This is a genomic window from Nonomuraea cavernae (assembly GCF_040655715.1).
GTDB lineage: Bacteria > Actinomycetota > Actinomycetes > Streptosporangiales > Streptosporangiaceae > Nonomuraea > Nonomuraea cavernae_A.
This window is the reverse complement of the sequence record NZ_JBFAKL010000009.1, coordinates 197,210-216,830: the sequence shown is the minus strand read 5'-3', so window position 1 is coordinate 216,830 and position 19,621 is coordinate 197,210. Positions and strand designations below refer to the sequence as shown.

Here is a 19,621-nt window from a genome sequence, read left to right as displayed (position 1 = left end):
ACCTCCCGCATGCGGGCCGCATGACGCCGCTCAAGCCCGCGCGGCGTTCGTGCCGAGCGCGGCACCGGCGCGCAGGGCGGCCCGGAAGCCGGACGCGGCGGCGAGCTCCATGTTGCCGAGGTCGCCGAAGTAGTCACCGCAGAAGTGGACGCCGACGTCGGTGCGACGGCTGTGGCGGAGCATCGGCTCGAAGGAGAAACCGGGGCGGCGGTAGGGGATGCCGTGTTCCCAGCGCTGGATCCTGATCTCGCCCAGGTTGCCGCGCAACTGGGGGTAGACCCCGACGAGGTCGTCGGCGTAGCGCGACTCCACGCCGCTGTCCTCCAGGTCCAGCATCCTGCGGGCTCCGTCGCCTCCGGCGTACACCATGAGGCTGCCGCCGGGACGCCGGGTGCGGCCGGTGCGCAGCGGGTTGGCGTGGTTGAACATCATGTCGAAGGACTGTTCCGTGGCGGTGAGCGCGTAGACGTGGTCCCACGGCATCCGGCCGCGCTCGGTGGTGATGACGCCGGCGCTGACGAAGGGGCCGTACGTGATGTCGGCCAGCACGTCGGCGACGTCGCTGGGCAGGCCCTCGACCACGCGGTGCGAGACGTACGCCGGCGTGGCCATGATCACCTTGCGGGCGCGCAGCGTCTTCTCCTCGCCGTGTTCGCGCACGGTGACCGTGACGTGGCCGCCGTCCTCGCGGACCCTGGTCACGGCGGCGCCGTAGCGCACCAGGTGCCCGAGCTCGGCGGCCATCGCCTCGCCGAGCCGGCCGGAGCCGCCGTCGAGGTTGTACGACAGCAGGCTCTTGCGCCCTGCCCACACCCCGCCGAACAGGGCGCCGCCGGTGCTGACACTCTGCTCCTCCAGCTCGGAGGCGGCGCGGTGCCCGGCCGCGCGGAAGATGCCGTCCACCCGGGCCGGCGGGCGGCCGATCAGCTCACGGAACGACCGGTTGGCCAGGTAGCCGCCGAAGCGGTTGGCCGCCCAGCCGGGCCGCTCCCGCTGGGTGTCCTGCCACACCTTGACCGCGCCCACCGCGCGCAGGCCGACGTTGGACAGGGCGACCCGCTCGCGCAGGGACAGGGGCAGGGTGAACGGGTAGGTCTCGACGCGCTTGTTGGCGTACACCTTGCCGGCGAAGGTCAGCGCGAACTTGGCGCCCGGGATGCCGATGGTCTCCAGCCCGAGGGCCGACGTCATCCGCTCGACGTGCGAGCCGGCGCCCGGGAACAGGTGCGCGCCGAGGTTCATCCAGTAGTCGCCGCGCGGCAGCGACATCAGCCGGCCGCCCAGCCGATCGTCGGCCTCCAGCAGCACCACGTCGCGGTGCCGCAGCTGCCAGAGCGCCGAAAGCCCGGCGACTCCCCCGCCGACGATGACGACGTCGTGGATCTCGGCATTCATCGGATTTTCCTTTGCTGGAGACCCCGGGCTTCAGCCCTGGGGAGGAAGCGAACCTGCCGCGGAGCGGAGGTCAGGCGGCGCTGCCTTCGAATTTCGTGTGTTCGGCCAGGAACTTCCTGGTCAGCTGCTCCTGCGGGTTCTCGGCGATCTGCGCCGGGGAGCCCCGCTCGATGACCTTGCCGTCGGCGATCATCAGGATGGTGTCGGCCACGTCGAGGGCGAACTTCACCTCGTGCGTGACGATGATCATCGTCATGCCTTCGGCGCTGAGGTCCTTCATGACGTTGAGCACGTCCATGGTCGACTCGGGGTCGAGCGCCGAGGTCGGCTCGTCGAACAGCAGGGCCAGCGGGTTCATCGCGAGCGCGCGGGCCAGCGCGACCCGCTGCAACTGGCCGCCGGACAGCTGGCCGGGCATCGCCAGGGCCTTCTCCTGCAGGCCGACCTTGCCCAGCAACTGGATCGCGGTGTCCACCGCCTGCTCGTGGCCGGTGCGCAGGCTCCGCACCATGGGCAGGGCGACGTTCTCCACCACCGAGAGGTGCGGGAACACGTTCAGCCCCTGGAACAGCATGCCGACCTTCCGGCGCAGCGCGACCAGGTCACGGCCCTTCGCCGCCTTGCGGTCGGCGAACGCGGTCATCCCGCCCACGGTGATGGTGCCGCTGGTGGGGGTCTCCAGGAGGTTCACGCAGCGCAGCATGGTGCTCTTGCCGCTGCCGCTGCGGCCCAGCACGGCGACAACCTCACCCGGCTGGACGTCGAGGTCGACGCCGCGCAGCACCTCCAGGTCGCCGAACGACTTGTGCAGGTCTCTGATCTGGATCGTCGGTTCGTTCATCGGCCGACCTTCCCCCCTGTGGTCGCGGTGGCGGCCTGGGCGAGCTTCGCCCTTGTGATCCTGCGCAGCTTGCGGTTGGTCGGCGACATCGCCGTGCCCTCACGCAGGTGGGATTCGAGGTAGCCGGCCAGCCGGGCCAGCGGCCAGCTCATCGCCACGTAGATCAGGCCGATCACGATGTAGACCTCCAGCGGCTGGAAGGTCTCCGACGTGATGATCGTCGCCTGGGTCATCAGCTCGCCGCCGCCGATGGTGACCAGCAGCGCGGTCCCCTTCAGCAGGTCCACCAGCATGGTGGCGGTGGCCGGCAGCGCGAGCCGTACGGCCTGTGGCAGCTGCACCGTCATCAGCACCCGGGACGAAGTCAGCCCGAGGGCGCGAGCCGCCTCGGTCTGCCCCCGCGAGACGCCCTGCAGTCCGCCGCGGAAGATCTCCGCCAGGTAGGCGCCGTAGAACAGCGACAGCGCGAGCCAGCCGGCGGTGAAGGCGTCCAGGACGAGCCCGATGCCGGTCAGGCCGAAGTAGATGATGAAGATGCCGGTGATGATCGGCAGGTTCTTGAACAGCTCGGTGTAGAGGTAGCCGGCCGCCTTGATCACGCGGTTCTGCGACATCCGCAGCACCGCCACGACGAACCCGACCAGGCAGGCGCCGACGAACCCGATCGCGGTGAGCTGGACCGACTTGACCAGCCCGTCGACCAGGACGGGAACGTAACCGCCCCAGTCGACGGAGAACAAGCTCACTGACCCTCTCCGGCGGTGGGCGCCGTCCACGTGTCGGGCCGGTCGACGCCCTTGCGGACCGTGGTCATCTCCGGGGACGCGGTCAGGAAGTCGGTGGCGTTGACGCCCCACTTCGTGAGCACCTCACCGGAGGTCTTCGAGGCGAACCAGCCGTTGGTGACCTCGTCCAGCTTGCCGCACAGCTTCTCGGCCTTCTTGGAGCAGTACCAGACCACCTGGTACGGCCGGAAGCCCTGCAGGCCGGGGTTGGCCGCCACCTCCTCGTCGGTGGGCGGCGTCATTGTCTGGACCTCGAGGTCCTTCAGGTCCGGGCGGGTGTCGCGCAGGTAGACGGCGGTCAGCGGGTCGATGTTGATCGCGTCCAGCCGGCCCGCGGCCAGGTCGGAGATGGCCTGGGCCCAGGCGGGGTAGGTGCGGGCCTTGACGCCCGGGGTGGCGCGGACCGCCTCGTCGTTGATCGATCCGGTGACCGCGCCGACGTTGAGGCCCTTGAGCTCGGCGACCGAGGTCGCCTTGACCCCGGGCCGGGTCAGCATCAGGGCCGGGCTGTAGTAGACGGGATCGCTCATCACGCCCACCTGGGAGCGGTCCTTGGTCCAGGAGATGCCGCCGATGCCGATGTCATAGCGGCCTGCCTGGACACCGGCGATCATCGCCGAGAACTCCATGCCCTGCGCCTGCACCTCAAGGCCGACCTCCTTGGCGGCGAGCGTGAACAGTTCGCCCTCGACACCGGTCAGGGCCCCCTTCTCAAGGCCGACGTACGGCATCAGGCCGTTCATGAAGCCGACCGACACCTGACCGGGCTTGTTCACTCCGAGGTCCTCGGCGGCGGCGGCGGTGCCCGAGCCGGAGTCGGAGTCGGAGCCGCAGGCGGCGAGTCCCCATGTGGTGGCGAGCGTCAGGCACGCGGCCGCGACAAGCTTGCGGGATCTCGCGGCGTTCGGGGTGCGCGTCATTTTCGGTACCTCGTGTCCTTTGTCAACGGAACCAGCTGCCTCAGGTGCGGGGCACCGTCCACCACCGTCCGCGAGGGCTCGCGGTGGTCAATAGGCATACGTGGACCGCCGGCTTGTTCCTGGGGGCGGGACGATCACGATGTTCACGTGGCTGATCGAGCCCGTTTCAGCCCGATCTTGTTGTGGTAATTCGAGGGATTCTGCCCGTGAACATGTGGGTAACGTAGGAATCCGTGGGAACTTTGTCAAGGTGACCAGCGTCACAAGAGGCCGCAAAGCGCTGGCAAACCGGAAAAGATGCCATGTGACCAGCGTGAACATGAGGGTCTCAGGAGCTGCCAGTCCATCCGCATTGACAGCAACACACCGCAGAACCCACAATATCGGTCATGATCGGTCAAAGATTGCTCCGCCCGACGCGGAGGTGGTCCGGGTGCTAGCGGCGGAACGCCATGACCGGATCCTCACCCTCCTGGCCCCCACCGGGCACGCCCGCACGGAAGAGCTGGCCCGCTCGCTCGGCGTCTCGGACGAGACGGTCCGGCGAGACCTGTCCGCGCTGGAACGGCAGGGCGTGCTGGTGCGTGTGCACGGCGGAGCGACCCTGCGCGCGCCGATAGCCGGCGAGGAGGCATCCTTCCTCGACCGCGCGACCCTCGCCACGGAGGAGAAGGTGGCCATCGGCCGCAGCGCGGCCTCGCTGGTGCGCCCCGGGATGACGGTGATGATCGACGTCGGCACCACCTCCCTGGAGGTCGCCCGATCGCTGCCGAACGACTACCACGGCACCGTCGTCACCTGCTCGCTCCTGGTCGCCTCCGAGCTCGCCGGACGGGCCCGGATCGAGGTGCTGGTCTCGGGTGGCCGGGTCCGCGCGGGCGACCTGGCGCTGTCCAACGCGACGACGCTCGGCTTCTTCCAGGACCTGCGGCCCGACATCGCCTTCCTCGGCTCCGGCGGGGTGAGCGCCGACGCCGGCCTGACCGACTTCCACGTGGACGAGGTCGCGACCAAGCGCGCCGTGCTCGCCACCTCGGCCCGCTCGTACGTGCTGGCCGACTCCACCAAGCACGGCCGGGTCGCCGCGTTCCGCGTCTGCGACCTCGACGGCTTCACCGGGCTGATCGCCGGCACGATGACCGACACGGCGCTGACCGAGGCGCTGCGGAACGCCGGCTGTCACGTGGTGACCAGCAACGACCTGTCCGGCCGGCCATGACCGCGATTCTGGCCGTCGACCAGGGCACCTCGGGCACGAAGGCGCTGGTGCACGACGGTGAGCGCACGCTGTCGGTGGTGGAGGTCCCGGTGCGGCCCGCCTACCTGGACGGCGGGCGTGTCGAGGTGGACCCGCTCGACCTGCTCGAATCCGTGCGGCAGGCCGGGACCCGCGCGCTGCGCGAAGCCGGAGACCCGCCGCTGGCCGCCGTCTCGCTGGCCAACCAGGGAGAGTCGGTGCTCGCCTGGGATCCCGCGACGGGCCGCCCGCTGTCGACCGTGCTGGTCTGGCAGGACGGCCGCGCCCAGGACGTCTGCGCCGATCTCGGCGAGCACGCCGAACTCATCCGGCGGCGCACCGGGCTCATGCTCGACCCCTACTTCTCGGCCCCGAAGATGGCCTGGCTGCGCCGCCACGCCACCCGCGCGGGCGTCGTCACCACCACCGACTCGTGGCTCGTCCACCAGCTCACCGGTGAGTTCGTCACCGACGCGACGACCGCGAGCCGGTCGCTGCTGCTGGACCTCGACGAGGTCGCCTGGGATCCCGGACTGCTGGCCCTGTTCGGCCTCGACGACGAGGCGCTGCCCCGGGTGGTGCGCTGCGACGAGGTGGTGGGCGGCACGTCGATGTTCGCTTCGGGGTCCGGCGCGTCGGGGTCCGGCGCGGAGGTCCCGGTCGCCGGGCTGGTCGTGGACCAGCAGGCCGCGCTGGTCGCCGAACGCTGCCTCGACCCCGGCATGGTGAAGTGCACGTACGGCACCGGCGCTTTCCTGCTCGGCGCCACGGGCGAGCGAGCGGTGCGGTCCACGCGCGGGCTCACCTCGTCGCTCGCCTGGTCGCTGCGGAAATCCACCGGCTACTGCCTCGACGGACAGGTCTACACCGCCGGCTCCGCCGTACGGTGGCTGGTCGACCTGGGCCTGCTGTCCGCGCCGGACGCGCTCGACGCCGAGGCGGCCGGCGACTCCGGCGGGGCCTGCTTCGTGCCCGGCCTGGCCGGACTGGCGCAGCCGTGGTGGAACCCGGAGCCGTGCGGCTCGTTCACCGGCCTCGGCCTGGCCACCACGCGGGGCCGGCTGGTCCGCGCCGTGGTCGAGGGCCTGGCGGCGCAGGTCGCCACCCTGGCCCAGGCGATGAGCACCGACATCGGCGTGCCACTGACCCGGCTGCGGGTGGACGGCGGGCTGACCCGCTCGCATGCGCTGATGCAGGCCCAGGCCGACCTGCTGCAGGTTCCGGTGGACGTCTACCCGTCACCGCACGCCACCGCGCTCGGCGCCGCGGCTCTGGCCCGGCTGGCGCTGGACGACGAACTGTCCCTGCCGGGCGCGATCGACGTGTGGTCGCCTGCCAGGTCCTTCGAACCGATCTGGACCGAGCAGAGGGCCGCCGAGGCGATGGCGCGCTGGGAGCAGGCCGCTCGTTCCGCTGCGGCCCGAAAGGACAACGCGTGAAGATCCACGATGTCGCGATCATCGGCGCCGGGGTGGTCGGCTGCGCCGTGGCCCGTGAGCTGGCCGCGTTCGAGCTGGACGTGGTGCTGATCGAGGCCCGTGACGACGTGGGCGACGCCACCAGCAAGGCGAACACCGCGATCCTGCACACCGGCTTCGACGCCACCCCCGGCACGCTGGAGTCGCGGCTGGTGCCGCGTGGCTACGCACTGCTGTCGCGGTACACCGGCGAGACGGGCATCTCGGTCGAGCCGACCGGGGCCGTCCTGGTCGCCTGGGACGACGACCAGCTCGCCGCGCTGCCGGGGCTGCGGGACAAGGCCGTCGCCAACGGCTATCACGCCGCCGAGATCGTCGGCCGGGACACCGTCTACGAGACCGTCCCCGCCCTCGGACCGGGGGCGCTCGGCGGGATGACCGTGCCCGGCGAGTCGATCATCGATCCGTGGTCCACCACGCTCGCCTTCGCCTACGACGCGCTGGCCCGGGGCATCGACCTGCGGCTGGGCACCCGGGTCGAGTCGGTGCAGGCCGGACCGGAGCTGACCACGCTGCGCACCTCGCGGGGCGACGTCACGGCCCGGTGGGTGGTCAACGCGGCCGGGCTCGGCTCGGACGTCATCGACGCCCTCTTCGGCCACCGGCGGTTCTCCGTGACGGCCCGGCGAGGCGAGCTGATCGTGTTCGACACGGCCGCCCGGCCGCTGGCGCCGAAGATCGTGCTGCCGGTGCCGACCTCACGCGGCAAGGGGGTGCTGATCAGCCCGACCGTGTTCGGCAACGTGATGCTCGGCCCCACCTCCGAGGACCTGCCGGACCGCACCGACACCTCCACCTCCGAGGCCGGCATCGCATCGCTGCTGGAGAAGGGCCGCCGGATCATGCCGTCACTCCTGGAGGAAGAGATCACCACCTCCTACGCCGGGCTCCGCGCCGCCACCGAGCACGGCGACTACGTCGTCGACGTGGACGCCGGGCAGCGCTACGCGTGCCTCGGCGGGATCCGCTCCACCGGGCTGACGGCGAGCATGAGCCTCGCCGAGCACCTGCGTGACCTGCTGGACGAGGCCGGGCTGCCGCTCAAGCCGCGCTCCGACCTGCCGCCGCCGGTGCGGGTGCCGGTCCTCGGCGAGGCGTTCGCCCGGCCGTACCAGAGCGACGAGCTGATCAGGGCGGACGCCGAGTACGGGCGGATCGTGTGCTTCTGCGAGAAGGTGACGCGGGGCGAGGTGCGCGACGCGTTCGCCGCGCCGATTCCGCCGCGCGACCTCAACGGACTGCGCCGCCGCACCCGCGCGACGCTGGGCCGCTGCCAGGGGTTCTTCTGCGGCGCCGAAGTCGGCCGGCTGTTCGGCGAGGCCACCGGAACGGGGGACTGAGGCATGGAGACGATGAGGCCCGCGGTGGCCGTCGTCGGCGCGGGGCCCGCCGGGCTGACCGCCGCCGCCGAGCTGGCCGGCCGGGTCGACGGCGAGATCCTGGTGCTGGAGCGCGAACGCGTGCCGGGAGGCATCCCCCGGCACAGCGACCACACCGGCTACGGCCTGCGCGACCTGCACCGGGTGATGAACGGGCCGGGATACGCCCGGCTGCTGCACCGCCGCGCCGAGCGAGCCGGGGCGCGCATCCTCACCGAGGCCACGGTCACCCAGGTGTCCGACGGCCGCGAGCTGGAGGTGACCACCCCGTCCGGGCTGGTGCGCGTCGAGCCCCGCGCGCTGGTGCTGGCCACCGGCGCCCGCGAACGGCCCAGGCCGGCCCGGCTGATCACCGGTGACCGGGGCGCCGGGGTCTACACCACCGGGCACCTGCAGAACCTGGTCCACCTCCAGCACGGGCGGCCCGGAAAGCGGGCGGTCATCGTCGGAGCAGAGCTGGTGAGCTGGTCGGCGGTGCTGACCCTGCGCGAGGCGGGCTGCCGCACGGTGCTGATGACCACGTCGCAGCCGGTCCCCGAGTCCTACGCCGCCTTCCACCTGCCGGGCCGGGCGCTGCTCCGGGTGCCCGTGGCCACCGGCACCCGCCTGGTCTCCGTCGAGGGCGACGCCGGCCGGGTGAGCGCCGTGGTCGTCGAGCAGGTCGGCACCGGGCGACGGCGCCGGGTCGAGTGCGACACCGTGGTGCTGACCGGCGACTGGATCCCCGACCACGAACTCGCCCGGGGCACCGGGCTCGCCCTCGACCCGCGCAGCCGCGGCCCGGTCGTGGACACCGCGCTGCGCACCAGCCGTCCGGGCGTCTTCGCCGCCGGCAACCTGATCCACCCCGTCGACACCGCCGACATCGCCGCCCTGGACGGCCGGCACGTGGCCGCCGCCGTGCACCGCTGGCTGGCCGACGAGCGGCCCGGCGAGGTCGCCTTCGACATCGAGGTGGACGCCCCGCTGCGCTGGGTGGCCCCGTCGGTGGTCCGCCTCGGCGACCCGCCCCCCTCACGGGGCCGGCTGCTGCTGTGGACCGACACGCTGGTCCGCTCCCCCGTCGTACGGGTGCACCAGGCCGGGCGCCCTCTCGCCCGGCGCCGGCTCCCGTGGCCGGCGTCTCCCGGCCGGGTGTTCCGGGTCCCCTGGTCGCTGCTCGCGCGGGCGGAGCCGGGTGCCGGGCCGGTACGGCTCTCGCTAGACGGATGACGCATTCACGACTTGTCGTACACACCTCTATGTATTGGACAGAACAATGAGCAGTAAGGTCGGCGTCCGAGTATGAGCGCCCTCTCATCGGTCACCGTCGTCGGCGGCGGCGCGGTCGGCCTGGCCACCGCCTACTACCTGCGGAAAGCCGGCCTCGACGTCACGGTCGTCGAGTCCGGCCGGCCCGGCCGGTCGACCTCGTGGGGCAACGGCGGCTGGCTCAGCCCGGTGCTGAGCATCCCGACGCCCGGGCCGGGCATGCCGAGGATGGGCATCGTCGAGTCGTTCCAGCGTGACTCCGCCGTGGCGGTCCGGCCGCACGCCGCGCCGAGCATGATCCCGTGGCTGCTGCGGTTCGCCCGCCACTGCACCCGGTCCGCCTTCGAGAGCGGCTCGGCCCGGCTCGGCGCGCTGTCGCGGGAGATGTTCGACGGCTTCGACGAGCTCGCCGACCTCGGCGTGCCGGTCGAGGTGCCGCGCCAGGGCAACCTGCGCGCCTGCCTGACCGAGGCCGAGGCCCGCCACCAGCTCGCCGGGCTGGCGCCGATGCGCGCCGCCGGCTACGCCGTGCCCGACCGGATCATGGGCGCCGAGGAGATCCACGAGCTGGAGCCGGAGCTGTCCGACAACGTGCGCTACGGATTCAACCTGCCCGAAGAGCGGCACGTCGACCCGGGGGCGTTCTGCGACACGCTGGCCGATCACCTGGTCAAGCAGGGCGTGCGCCTGCTCACCGACACCCGGGTGACCGGGGTGCGCGCCGCCGGCGGCCGGGTCACCGCCGTCGAGACCACCGGCGGGCAGGTCCGGGCCGACGCGCTGGTGATCGCCGCCGGGCTGGACACCCGCCTGATCGCCGGCTGGCTCGGCGCCCGGCTGCCGATCCGGGGCGGCAAGGGATACAGCTTCTTCGTACCGTCCGAGCACTCCCCCTCCCACCCCCTCTACCTGTCGCACACCAAGGTCGGGGTGACCCCGCTCCAGGGTGGTTACCGGGTGCTGGGCGGCATGGAGCTGGCCGACGAGACGCTGCGGATCAACCCGCGGATGATCCGGGGCATGATCCGCGTCGCCCGCCGCTACCTGCGGCACATGCCCGCCGACGAGTCGACGGCGGAGCTGCCCGACCTCTGGGCGGGCCTGCGCCCGATGACTCCCGACGGCCTCCCGGTCATCGACCACCTCCCCAACCTGTCCAACGCCTATGTCAACTCCGGCCACGGCATGCTCGGCGTCGGCCTGTGCATGGTCTCCGGCGCCGCCCTCACGGACTTCATGGTGAGCGGCCGCCGCCCCCACGTCCTGGCCCCCTTCGGCGCGAGCCGCTTCTGACGCCCTTCGGCACGAGCCGCTTCTGACCCCCTTCAGCCGCCCAGGGCACCCGGGCGGTGACGTGGCGCGTGCCCCATGTGCCCGGGACACCGGGCGGGCGAGGCTTCAGGTGTTCGAAGAGCCGGGATCACCGGCTCGGAAAACCCGAGAAAGGGAAACGCTCATGAAGCGCATGCTCGCCGCCGCAGGGTTCCTGATCGCCCTGGCCGGCTTCGCCCAGACCGCCGCCGCGCAGACCACCGAAGCCCGGCAGCCGGGCACGGTGGTATCGGCCGCGTCGCCCGCCGACCTGCCCGTGCACCGGGGCAAGTTCTGGTTCCACAGCGACTGCATCACGGCCGGCCAGCAGGGGGTCGACCGCGGGCACTGGTCGCAGTACCAGTGCGCGGAGGGCTGGATGTGGAACCTGTGGACCGATCGCTGACGGCCGGATGACGGGGGCTCGGGATGTCCCCCCTCCGGTCATCCCGAGCCCAGCCCCGCGTCACGGGCCCGGACGATCGCCGCGGCCCGGTCGGGCACCCGCAGCTTGGCGAAGATCGAGCCGACGTGGTTGCGCACGGTCTTGTCCGTGACGAACAGCCGCTGGGCGATCTGCCGGTAGCCGAGCCCCTGGGCCAGCAGGTCGAGGATCTCGCGCTCCCGGGCGGTCAGGGTGGGGAACGCCTCCTTGGCCGGGGCGCCCGAGAAGGCGGCGAACAGCCGGGCCAGACGTTCGGCCATGTGCGGGCTGAATACCGCGCCTCCCCGGCAGACCGTGCGCAGGGCCAGCAGGATCTCCTCACGTACCGCGCCCTTGAGGAGGTAGCCGCGGGCCCCGGCGCGGATCGCCGCCAGCAGGTTGTCGTCGTCCTCGGACATCGTCATGACCATCACCCGGATGCCGGGATGGGCCCGCAGCAGGTCACGCGTGGCCTCGATGCCCGACCGTCCCGGCAGGTTGAGGTCCATGACGACCAGGTCGGGGGCGGTGCGGGCGGTCTCGGCCAGGGCCTCCTGGCCGGTGGCCGCCTGCGCCACCACGGTGAACTCGGCGTCCAGGCCGACCGCCGCGGCCAGCCCCTCCCTGAACAGGGGATGGTCGTCGACCAGCAACACCCGCCAGACGCGTGGCCCGGTCTCACTCATGGGGATCTCCGAGGGTGGTGGGCAGAGTGGCGGTCACGGTGGTGCCGCCGGGCGCGGTGGCGATCGTGGCCGCGCCGCCGATCTCCTCGGCACGTTCGGCGATCGACGACAGGCCGGTGCCGGGCACGGTGTCCGTGCCGAAGCCGGTGCCGTCGTCAGTGACGGTGACGGTGAGCGCGCCGGGGCCCGCGGTGAAGGTCACCTCGACGCCGCGCGCCCCCGCGTGACGCACGGAGTTGGTCACGGCCTCGGCGGTGATGCGGTAGGCGGCGGTCTCCACCGCCGGAGGCAGGACGGGCAGCGGGGTGGCCGGATCGGTCACCGCCACGCGTACGGCGTCTGTGGTGAGGCGGTGCGCCAGGATCCGGGTCGCGTCGAGCAGCCCCCGGTCCACCAGGGTGGCCGGGGTCAGCCCGGCCGTGATGCGGCGCACCTCGGCCAGCGCCTCGCCGAGGACCTCGACGGCCTCGCGCAGGTGGGCGTCGGCGGCGGACGGCGGGCCGCACGCCTGCGCGACGCCCAGCCGGAGCCGGACCGCGGCGAGCTGGGGCCCGAGGCCGTCGTGGATCTCGCGGCGCAGTCGTCTGCGCTCCTCCTCCCGGGCCAGCACCAGGCGCTCGCGGGCGGCCCGCGCGTCCTCGGCCAGCCGCAGCGCGGCCAGTGCCGGGCTGGCCTGGTCGGCCAGCAGTGACAGGAGCTCGGTGTCGCGCTCGGCCGGCGTGCTCGCGCCGTCGCGGGCCACCTCCAGGCGGCCCACCACCTGCCCGTGGTGGCGCAGCGGGAAGACCTGCCGGGGCCCGCTCACCGGGGAGCCGGCGGCGGCCAGGACGCGCGGGCCCGCCCGGGTCTCGACGCCGATCCGCGCCCCGGACAGGCCCAGATCCTCCACGACGCTGCGGCAGATCTGCTCGGGCACGGAGCCGGGATGGGGGGCCTGCTGGAGGCGTACCGCCAGCGCGCGGACGGCTTCGTGCGGGCGGGCGCGCGGGCCGTAGAAGGCCCGCTCGATCGCCATGACGGCGTGCCGTACGACCGGCCGGGCGGCCCAGCCGGCCGCCAGCGCGCAGCAGGCGGCGATCACGGTGGCCCCGGTGCGCGCGGTGGGAAAGGCCGCCCACGCTCCCGTCGCGGCGCACGTCACGGCGATGACCAGCACGGCCAGCACGAACGCGCGGGCCATCCGATGGCTGGTGACCCGCTCCAGCCGCCACATGCCGCCCCGGGAGGCGGCCAGGCAGATCATGGCTCCCCACAGCGTGACACCGGCCGCCCGCGCCACGACCGTCCAGGTCTCTCCCCCCAGGTCGGACAGCAGCAGGCACACATAGAGCGGGTACGCGGTCGCGATCAGCCCTCGGACCCCGCGCCCCTCCCCCGCGGGCGCCCGCCACGCGCCGCGCGCCAGATCGACCGTCATCGCCACGGTCACGGCCAGAGTCACCCAGTCGAGGAGGGCGTGGCTGTCGTGCAGCAGGTCTGAGGCCCACTCCCCCGCCGCCGTCTCCAGCCACGGGCTGGCGAATCCGGGGAGGCCCGGGGTGCCCAGCGTCCAGATCACCGCGTACTGGACGCTGGCGGCGACGGCCACCAGCACCACGGTCCGCCGCCACCGGCGCGAGGCCGAGCCGGGCAGCAGGCACAACGGGAACAGGAGCACGGTCAGCGGCTGGCAGACGGCCCCGACGGTGCCCAGCAGGATCGCGGCGGCGGCCACGGGAGCCGCGGGGCTCCGCAGGTGCGCGAGCACGTCGGACACGGCGGGCAGCACGATCCACGCGACCCCGGCGGCCAGCACCAGCCGGCCCCTGCGGAACGCGTAGCGGTCGGCGAGCAGCAGCACCGCGACCACGCACACCGGCAGCCCCACCACCAGCCGGGTCACCTCGGCGGTCACCCGGGCCGGGCCGGGCGGCGACAGCCCCTGTAGCCCCCAGTCCGGCAGCATCACCGCGAACCTCGCCACCAGGACGGCGAGCAGCAGCGCCGAGGCCATTCCGGCCAGGTGCGCGCCACGGGTGTGCCACCGGACGGTGGTGACGAGATCCGAGGTCAGTCCACCCAAAGGTCCCACGTGCCGAGGTAGAAACGGATCGACTTCACACAGACGGGGTTGGTCCAGTGCCCCTTCCTCACCCCGTCACGGGCGGCCGCCCGGCACCCGGACTCGGAGTAGTAGGAGGCGATGTAGCGCTTGGCGGCGGACTCGGCGGCCGCGGCGGCCCCGGCGGGCGTCAGCACGGCGCCGGCGACCGCCAGGCAGGCGAGCACTCTGAAAGAGGTGCGCATGGGGAGCTCCAATGAAGGAGGGATCACGAGGTGTGATCGTTCGATAACTCATCGTAGCAACGAGCTGCGGGGGATCCCCTGTTTCCGCCGATCCGCAGGGGCTTCCCACCCCTGCCGGGTCATCGATCTTCGTGAACGCCCGACAGATCGCAGTGGCAGCCCCATCGGCGGCGCCAGGCGCTCAACTCCCCCGCCTCCCGTACGCCGGTCCGCGTGAAGGTGCGCAGCGCGGAGCGCCAGAGGTCGTGCGCGGACGCGCAACCGTCGAGCAGGGAGCGCGCCGCGCCCAGGTCCCGGCGGGTACGGGCGGCCCAGAGATCGTGTTCCATGTCCTCCCACGCGGCCAGGGCCAGGTGGAGGTGGTCGAGCGCCTGTTCGGGACGTCCCGCCGCGAGATGCGCCTCACCGAGGGTCCGCAGGGCGAGTGCCGTGCCGAACCGGTCACCCAGCTCGGCGCTCACCTCCAGCCCCGCGGCGAGCAACCGCTCGGCCTCCGCCGTTCTCCCGGCGCGGAGCCAGACCTTGGCCAGGGCCTGGCCGGTGTAGCAGCGCAGGTGCCGGTCGGCGAGTCCGGCCGCCCGCCGGTGGGCCTCCGCGCACCACTTCTCCGCCCCCACGAGGTCTCCCCTGGCTCGGAACACCAGGCCGATGCCGCGGATGGCGATGATCTCCCCGGGATGGTGTCCGGCCAGGCGGAACGCCCCCGCCGCCAGGCTCAACCGGCCGAGCGCCCGCCGATCCGCGCCCAGCTCACGATCCGCGACGCCCAGGCCGTAGCTCGCGTGCGCGACGCCCTCGACGTCGCCGAGCTCCTCGCACATCCGCCACCCCCGGGCCAGCAGCGGTCTCGCCTCCTCGTGCTCGCCGAGCTCCTTGTGCACGGTTCCCAGGCCGTTCAGCGCGTTCGCCTCACCGCACGCGTCGCCGAGCTCCCGGTAGAGGACCAGCGCGCGGGTGAAGTGCCGTTTGGCGTCGGCGAACCGGTCCTCGCAGTAGCGCAGCTGCCCCAGCCCGCTCTCGGCGGTCGCCTCGACCCGGCGGCTGCCGCCGGCGCGCGCGGCGGCGTGTGCGGCGGCGAGCGCGCGGTTCCAGGGATCGAACCGGTTGCGGACGGCGAAGAGGGCGTGCACCAGCGCTTCGGTGAGGGCGTAGGCCAGCTCGTCGAACCCGGACCGCGCGACGCGCTCGACCAGGCCGACGAGGAACTCCTCCTCGGCGGCGAGCCAGTCGGGAGGGGGGATCACGGTGGGCTCGGTGGGCTCGGGCGGGTGGTGTCTCCTCGGCAGTGTCAGGGGCAGCCGCGCGACCATCGTCCCCATCGTCCGCAGACCGGCGACGGCCACCCGTTCGATCGCGGCGGCCGCCTTCGCGGGGAGCTCCACCTCCGCGGCCCGCTCGGCCGCGTAGACCCGGACGAGGTCGTGCGTACGGTAGCGCGCGCCGGCCCCCCGGCCGCCGACGATCTCCAGGAGCCGGTGGTCGGCCAGGTCCTCGACCAGTTCGAGTGCCCGGCCGGGCGGCAGGTCGAGGAGCGCGGCGACGGCCCAGGCGCCGAACGCGGGCGATCCCAGCAGGCTGATCAGCCGCAGGGCCCGGCTCCGGTCCGCGGCCAGGCTCCGGTAGCCGAGCGCGATGCTCGCCCGGACGTCGAGATCGTCCACGGTCAGTTCGTCCAGGCGGTGGCGCTCGTCCGCGAGCCTGGCCGCCAGGTCCGAGATCGCCCAGTGCGGGCGCGTGGCGAGGCGGGCCGCCGCGATGCGCACGGCCAGCGGCAGTCCGGCGCAGAGCCGTACGACCTCGGCGGCGTCGCGGGACTCGGCCCGCACCCGCTCGTCACCGGCGACGTGGCTCAGCAGGCGCACGCCCTCGGCGTCGGAGAGCACCCGCATCTCGACCCGGGCGGTGCTCGGCAGGCCGGCCAGCCATCGGCGGCTGGTGACGATCACGCCGCAGCCGGGGTCGCCCGGGATCAGCGGCCGGATCTGCTCCACGCTCCCGGCGTCGTCGAGGACGAGGAGCAGCCGCCGCCCGTCCAACGCCTGCCGGAACCGTCCGGCCGTCTCGTCGAGACCGGCGCCGTCGCCGGGCGCCTCGACGCCCAGGCTGCGGAGCAGCCGTTCCAGCGCCTCCGCCGGCGGCAACGGCTGCGCTTCGGTTCCCCGCAGGCCGATGTAGAGCGACCCGCCGGGATAGGACTCCCGGAGCCGGTGCGCCGCGCGCACCGCCAGGGTGCTCTTGCCCACGCCGCCCTGTCCCGTCACGACGACCACCGGCACCGCGCTGGACTCGGCTCGCGGGTTCCGGTCCGACAGGTGCTTCTCGATCAGGGCGAGCTCGTCGTCGCGGCCCACGAAGTCGCCGATGTCCGGCGGTAACGGGCTCGGCGGCCCCTGCAGGCCGGGCAGCAGGCGTACGTCGTCGGTGAGCATGCGCCGGTGCAGCTCCTGCAACTCGGCGCCGGGTTCGAGCCCCAGTTCGGCGACGAGCTCTCCCCGGATCCGCTGGAAGATCTCCAGGGCCTCGCCCCTGCGGCCCGCCCGGTAGAGGGCGAGCATCAACTGGGCGCTGAACCGCTCGTGCAGTGAGTGCCGGCTCGCCAGCCCGGACAGCTCCGGGATCAGCGTGGTGTCCCGGCCGAGCGCCAGTTCCGCCTCCGCGCGGCGCTCCTGCGCCGCGATGCGCAGCTCCGTGAGCCGGTCCGCCTCGAAGGCGAGAGGCGGGCATTCCGGGAAGTCCGCGTACGGCTCGCCCCGCCAGAGCGCGAGCGCCTCCCCGAAGCGCTCGACCGCGCGGGCGGGGCTGCCCTCGGCCAGCGCGGCGTCTCCCTCACCGGTCAGCCGCCGGAACGTGGCCGCGTCGATCTCCTCGTCGGCCGCGTCGAGGGAGTACGCGTCCCGGTGTCCGATGATGCGGTCCCGGCCGAGGGCGCGCCGCAGCCGGTGCACGTACAGCTGGATGTTGCGCCGGGCCGAGGGCGGGGGGTCGTCGCCCCACATGGCCTCGGTCAGCCAGTCGATGGGGGCCGGTGCGCGCGCCCGGGACAGGAGAAGGGCGAGCAGGAGGCGCGGCTTGCCCGCGCCCCCGATGTCGACGTCTCCGTCGGCGCCCCGGCCCGTGCCCCCGTCCGACACGGCCATCGGCCCCAGAATGCGGAACTCCACTCACGCCCCACGTTCGTGAAATTTCAATCAATGACCATCGCAGCGAGCCCGTCGCCCTGTCAAGATCACCCAAGGCGGGCCTCGTCGAGCCGTGACCGTACCACCTACATCTGCCGATATACCGGCGGTATACCGACATGCCGGATCCTCGCCCCGAACACTTCTCACCAACACCGGGGGCACAGTGAAACGACCTCTCCTCGCCGCGCTCGCGGCCGGCGTGGCACTTACGGCGCTCGCGGCGCCATCGGCCGCCTCAGCGTCGGCATCGGTCCAGAACGGGATCGACGTCAGGACGTCCAAGATCTCCTACCTGCAGTATCCGCAGACCGGCAAGGCCAGGGCGCAGCTGCGGAACATCACCGTCACCTGGCGCAGGGACCGGGTCGAGAAGCAGGTGTGGGTCACCGTGACCGCACAGCTGCGCGACTCCGGCCCGGGCGACGGGCACTGCGCGCGGATGACGCTCTCAGCGGACGACGGGTATTTCGCCGACTTCAGGGAGACCACGGCCAAGGAGTGCAACGGGGTCTGGCAGACGAGGTCTCTGGCCACCGCGCCAGGCAACTTCGAGGAGCCGGGCAGCTACGGAGCGACCAAACTCATCCTCCGCACGAACCCCAACGGATCCGGGACCTACTGGGGCCTGAAGAACCCCTGGGCCCCGAACTCCGGAAACCGCTGACGATCCGGCCAGGTCATCTCACGGGTCATCGCCCGTTCTTTGCGGCCGCAGTGGTCGCACCTGAGGTTGCGCACGGGGCCCGCACCCTCACAGCACGCCAGATCATCTCGACGCCGTCGCCCGGACGGGGAATCCGGGCGACGGCCACACCTCACCAGCACTGGGGGCACAGTGAAACGACTTCTCCACACCGCGCTCGTGGCCGGCCTGACGTTCACCGGGCTCTGCGCGACGTCGCCCGCCGCGTCGGCGCAGACGGGCGTCATCAGTAAGACGTGGAATCTCCCGAACCTGCAGAACCCGTCATCGGGCCGGGCGAAGGCGCAGATCCGGAACGCCAGGGTGACCTGGTACATCGACCGCACCGAAGGCCGGGAGTGGGTCACGGTCACCGCGCAGCTCCACGACTCCGGGCCGGGTGACGGCTGGTGCGCCCGGATCCGGCTCGTGGACTGGACCACGCCGGGTAACGAACCGGCTTACGCCAAGGAATGCAACGGCGTCTGGCAAACCAGGACACTCTCTGCGAATTACACGCATTACGCCCGCCCGTCTCACCGGGCCCGGGTCGACCTCGATCTCTACACCTCGAGCGTCAGCTACGGCACATTGCTGCACATCAACCGCCCCTGGTAGGGGCGCCTGAGGCGCGTCGGCGCCGCCGTCCGGACGGGGAAGCGGGCGGCGGCGCCGGCGTGCTGGTGCTCACCACCGCCCTGAGCGGCTCCAGGCATGAATCACGGGTTTAATCCGAGGTTTTTCGGCATGGGCTTGGCGATCTGCTCGAGAACCGCTTTCTGCTTGACGACGATTTCCCTTGCCTGGCCCACGTTCTGCTCGAGCTGAGACGTGAGCGGCTTCATGCCGAGGTCGAATTCATGGACGAGGGACCGGGATCTATTTTCCACCTCGCTGCGGTCACCCCCCATCGAGAACCAACGGGACCACCACCATCCCTCGGTGTCGTCCAGCGCCTTCTTGAGATCCAGAAGACTCAGCATGGCGGTCTCCTTGAAGGCGGAAAGGTTTCGATTCAGCGCCCAGACCGCTCCCCTCATCACCTCGGATGAGTGGGAGATTTCCCTGGCATTCTGCAGAGGAATGGAATCCCAGTACTCCAGGAAGGCGTCCAACGCCACCCCGTCGTTCTTCTCCCCCATCTCCTTGAACTGTTTTTTCAAGGCATCATTATCTTCCAGCTGCGCCAGCAGCACATCGCGCACATCACCCCAGGCCTCGAACGCGTCGTAGTATTCCGAGTTGTCGTCCGCCGGCCACTTGAATTGCATCACGCCTTTTTGGCCCCAGTGCGAGAGAAGCTTCTCCACCTCTTCATGATCTGCGAAGTCCAGGTAGTACGGAGTTCTGCGGAAGTCGATGTCGTTCACGACGTCTCCCCTTCCGGCCGATCAAGGGCCTTCTCAAGCCTGCCGTACGCTGCGGCGAGGTTGTGGTCCTCCACGGCGGTTTCTTTTTTGGCCATCCTGGCGAGCCCGTCCGACCCCCACGTGACCTGGCTCCGCAGGTTCGACAGCGCGTCCAGCACCGCCTTAGCCGCCGCATTGACCTCCACGGCGAGTCCGTCGGCATAGAACCACTTGTAGTGGTGCGGGATCGGATCGCGTTTGCCCGAGGGCCGGGGGGCGCGCTGGTCGTAAGTGCGATCATCCGTTATGGTCAGCTCTGTTACGGCACCCGCAATGCCCTCTATCGCTTTCGATCCTTTGTTGAGGGAATCGGGGTTCCACGTGGCGCCTTCGGGGCCGGCCAATCAACACTCTC

General features: G+C 72.0%; 18 protein-coding genes. 8 read left to right on the top strand and 10 right to left on the bottom strand.

Features of this window, described 5'->3' with window-relative positions:
- Positions 1-30: 30 nt before the first annotated feature.
- The 4 genes from AB0I38_RS16040 to AB0I38_RS16025 form a co-directional block, all read right to left on the bottom strand.
- Positions 31-1,395 (bottom strand): NAD(P)/FAD-dependent oxidoreductase, encoded by a 1,365-nt coding sequence (locus AB0I38_RS16040; protein ID WP_358467542.1) that lies wholly within the window; start codon positions 1,393-1,395, stop codon positions 31-33.
- A 70-nt stretch (positions 1,396-1,465) separates the two neighbouring features.
- Positions 1,466-2,236, bottom strand: a complete 771-nt coding sequence (locus AB0I38_RS16035) for an amino acid ABC transporter ATP-binding protein (protein ID WP_358467540.1) — start codon at positions 2,234-2,236, stop codon at positions 1,466-1,468.
- On the bottom strand, positions 2,233-2,982 hold the full coding sequence (locus AB0I38_RS16030) for an amino acid ABC transporter permease (RefSeq protein ID WP_358467538.1): 750 nt from the start codon (positions 2,980-2,982) through the stop codon (positions 2,233-2,235). Before AB0I38_RS16030 ends, AB0I38_RS16035 begins: the two co-directional genes overlap by 4 nt.
- Complete coding sequence (locus AB0I38_RS16025) at positions 2,979-3,941, bottom strand: substrate-binding periplasmic protein (protein WP_358467536.1); 963 nt, start codon at positions 3,939-3,941, stop codon at positions 2,979-2,981. The genes AB0I38_RS16030 and AB0I38_RS16025 overlap by 4 nt, the downstream gene beginning before the upstream one ends.
- 433 nt (positions 3,942-4,374) lie before the next feature.
- Here AB0I38_RS16025 and AB0I38_RS16020 point away from each other — a divergent pair, with 433 nt between their 5' ends.
- The 6 genes from AB0I38_RS16020 to AB0I38_RS15995 all read left to right on the top strand — a co-directional run bounded on the left by AB0I38_RS16020 (position 4,375) and on the right by AB0I38_RS15995 (position 11,003).
- Positions 4,375-5,160 carry a DeoR/GlpR family DNA-binding transcription regulator gene (locus tag AB0I38_RS16020; protein WP_358467534.1) on the top strand — a complete coding sequence of 262 codons (786 nt, stop codon included), beginning with the start codon at positions 4,375-4,377 and terminating at the stop codon, positions 5,158-5,160.
- Positions 5,157-6,617, top strand: coding sequence for an FGGY family carbohydrate kinase (locus AB0I38_RS16015; protein WP_358467532.1), 1,461 nt, complete (start codon positions 5,157-5,159; stop codon positions 6,615-6,617). Before AB0I38_RS16020 ends, AB0I38_RS16015 begins: the two co-directional genes overlap by 4 nt.
- Entirely contained in the window at positions 6,614-7,996 is a 1,383-nt protein-coding gene (locus AB0I38_RS16010; protein WP_358467530.1) for an NAD(P)/FAD-dependent oxidoreductase, read from the top strand. The genes AB0I38_RS16015 and AB0I38_RS16010 overlap by 4 nt, the downstream gene beginning before the upstream one ends.
- A gap of 3 nt (positions 7,997-7,999) precedes the next feature.
- Positions 8,000-9,247, top strand: coding sequence for an NAD(P)/FAD-dependent oxidoreductase (locus AB0I38_RS16005; RefSeq protein WP_358467528.1), 1,248 nt, complete (start codon positions 8,000-8,002; stop codon positions 9,245-9,247).
- A 72-nt stretch (positions 9,248-9,319) separates the two neighbouring features.
- Entirely contained in the window at positions 9,320-10,579 is a 1,260-nt protein-coding gene (locus AB0I38_RS16000) for an NAD(P)/FAD-dependent oxidoreductase (RefSeq protein ID WP_358467526.1), read from the top strand.
- 163 nt (positions 10,580-10,742) lie between these two features.
- Positions 10,743-11,003 (top strand): hypothetical protein, encoded by a 261-nt coding sequence (locus AB0I38_RS15995; RefSeq protein WP_358467524.1) that lies wholly within the window; start codon positions 10,743-10,745, stop codon positions 11,001-11,003.
- Positions 11,004-11,041: 38 nt separating this feature from the next.
- Here the strand turns inward: AB0I38_RS15995 and AB0I38_RS15990 are convergent, their stop codons facing one another.
- The 4 genes from AB0I38_RS15990 to AB0I38_RS15975 all read right to left on the bottom strand — a co-directional run bounded on the left by AB0I38_RS15990 (position 11,042) and on the right by AB0I38_RS15975 (position 17,154).
- A complete protein-coding gene (locus AB0I38_RS15990) occupies positions 11,042-11,707 on the bottom strand; it encodes a response regulator transcription factor (protein WP_358467522.1) in 666 nt (221 codons plus the stop codon).
- Positions 11,700-13,778: a sensor histidine kinase gene (locus AB0I38_RS15985; protein WP_358467520.1), complete on the bottom strand. Its 2,079-nt coding sequence runs from the start codon at positions 13,776-13,778 to the stop codon at positions 11,700-11,702. The genes AB0I38_RS15990 and AB0I38_RS15985 overlap by 8 nt, the downstream gene beginning before the upstream one ends.
- Positions 13,757-13,993, bottom strand: a complete 237-nt coding sequence (locus AB0I38_RS15980) for a hypothetical protein (RefSeq protein WP_358467518.1) — start codon at positions 13,991-13,993, stop codon at positions 13,757-13,759. Before AB0I38_RS15980 ends, AB0I38_RS15985 begins: the two co-directional genes overlap by 22 nt.
- Positions 13,994-14,112: 119 nt before the next feature.
- The gene (locus AB0I38_RS15975) at positions 14,113-17,154 is read right to left on the bottom strand and encodes an AfsR/SARP family transcriptional regulator (RefSeq protein ID WP_358467516.1); all 3,042 of its coding nucleotides are present in this window, start codon (positions 17,152-17,154) and stop codon (positions 14,113-14,115) included.
- A gap of 184 nt (positions 17,155-17,338) precedes the next feature.
- On the opposite strand from AB0I38_RS15975, the gene AB0I38_RS15970 reads away from it, so the two are divergent.
- Both AB0I38_RS15970 and AB0I38_RS15965 read left to right on the top strand, forming a co-directional pair.
- Complete coding sequence (locus AB0I38_RS15970) at positions 17,339-17,839, top strand: hypothetical protein (protein ID WP_358467514.1); 501 nt, start codon at positions 17,339-17,341, stop codon at positions 17,837-17,839.
- A gap of 198 nt (positions 17,840-18,037) precedes the next feature.
- Positions 18,038-18,475: a hypothetical protein gene (locus AB0I38_RS15965; RefSeq protein ID WP_358467512.1), complete on the top strand. Its 438-nt coding sequence runs from the start codon at positions 18,038-18,040 to the stop codon at positions 18,473-18,475.
- 101 nt (positions 18,476-18,576) lie between these two features.
- On the opposite strand, the gene AB0I38_RS15960 is transcribed toward AB0I38_RS15965, so the two are convergent.
- Together AB0I38_RS15960 and AB0I38_RS15955 are read right to left on the bottom strand one after the other, a co-directional pair.
- Complete coding sequence (locus AB0I38_RS15960) at positions 18,577-19,227, bottom strand: hypothetical protein (RefSeq protein ID WP_358467510.1); 651 nt, start codon at positions 19,225-19,227, stop codon at positions 18,577-18,579.
- Positions 19,224-19,610, bottom strand: coding sequence for a hypothetical protein (locus AB0I38_RS15955; RefSeq protein WP_358467508.1), 387 nt, complete (start codon positions 19,608-19,610; stop codon positions 19,224-19,226). Before AB0I38_RS15955 ends, AB0I38_RS15960 begins: the two co-directional genes overlap by 4 nt.
- Positions 19,611-19,621 lie beyond the last annotated feature (11 nt).

Coding starts and splice junctions, on each gene's coding strand:
- AB0I38_RS16040 (WP_358467542.1), bottom strand. CDS start 1,395: ATGAATGCCGAGATCCACGACGTCGTCATCGTCGGCGGGGGAGTCGCC.
- AB0I38_RS16035 (WP_358467540.1), bottom strand. CDS start 2,236: ATGAACGAACCGACGATCCAGATCAGAGACCTGCACAAGTCGTTCGGC.
- AB0I38_RS16025 (WP_358467536.1), bottom strand. CDS start 3,941: ATGACGCGCACCCCGAACGCCGCGAGATCCCGCAAGCTTGTCGCGGCC.
- AB0I38_RS16015 (WP_358467532.1), top strand. CDS start 5,157: ATGACCGCGATTCTGGCCGTCGACCAGGGCACCTCGGGCACGAAGGCG.
- AB0I38_RS16005 (WP_358467528.1), top strand. CDS start 8,000: ATGGAGACGATGAGGCCCGCGGTGGCCGTCGTCGGCGCGGGGCCCGCC.
- AB0I38_RS16000 (WP_358467526.1), top strand. CDS start 9,320: ATGAGCGCCCTCTCATCGGTCACCGTCGTCGGCGGCGGCGCGGTCGGC.
- AB0I38_RS15995 (WP_358467524.1), top strand. CDS start 10,743: ATGAAGCGCATGCTCGCCGCCGCAGGGTTCCTGATCGCCCTGGCCGGC.
- AB0I38_RS15990 (WP_358467522.1), bottom strand. CDS start 11,707: ATGAGTGAGACCGGGCCACGCGTCTGGCGGGTGTTGCTGGTCGACGAC.
- AB0I38_RS15980 (WP_358467518.1), bottom strand. CDS start 13,993: ATGCGCACCTCTTTCAGAGTGCTCGCCTGCCTGGCGGTCGCCGGCGCC.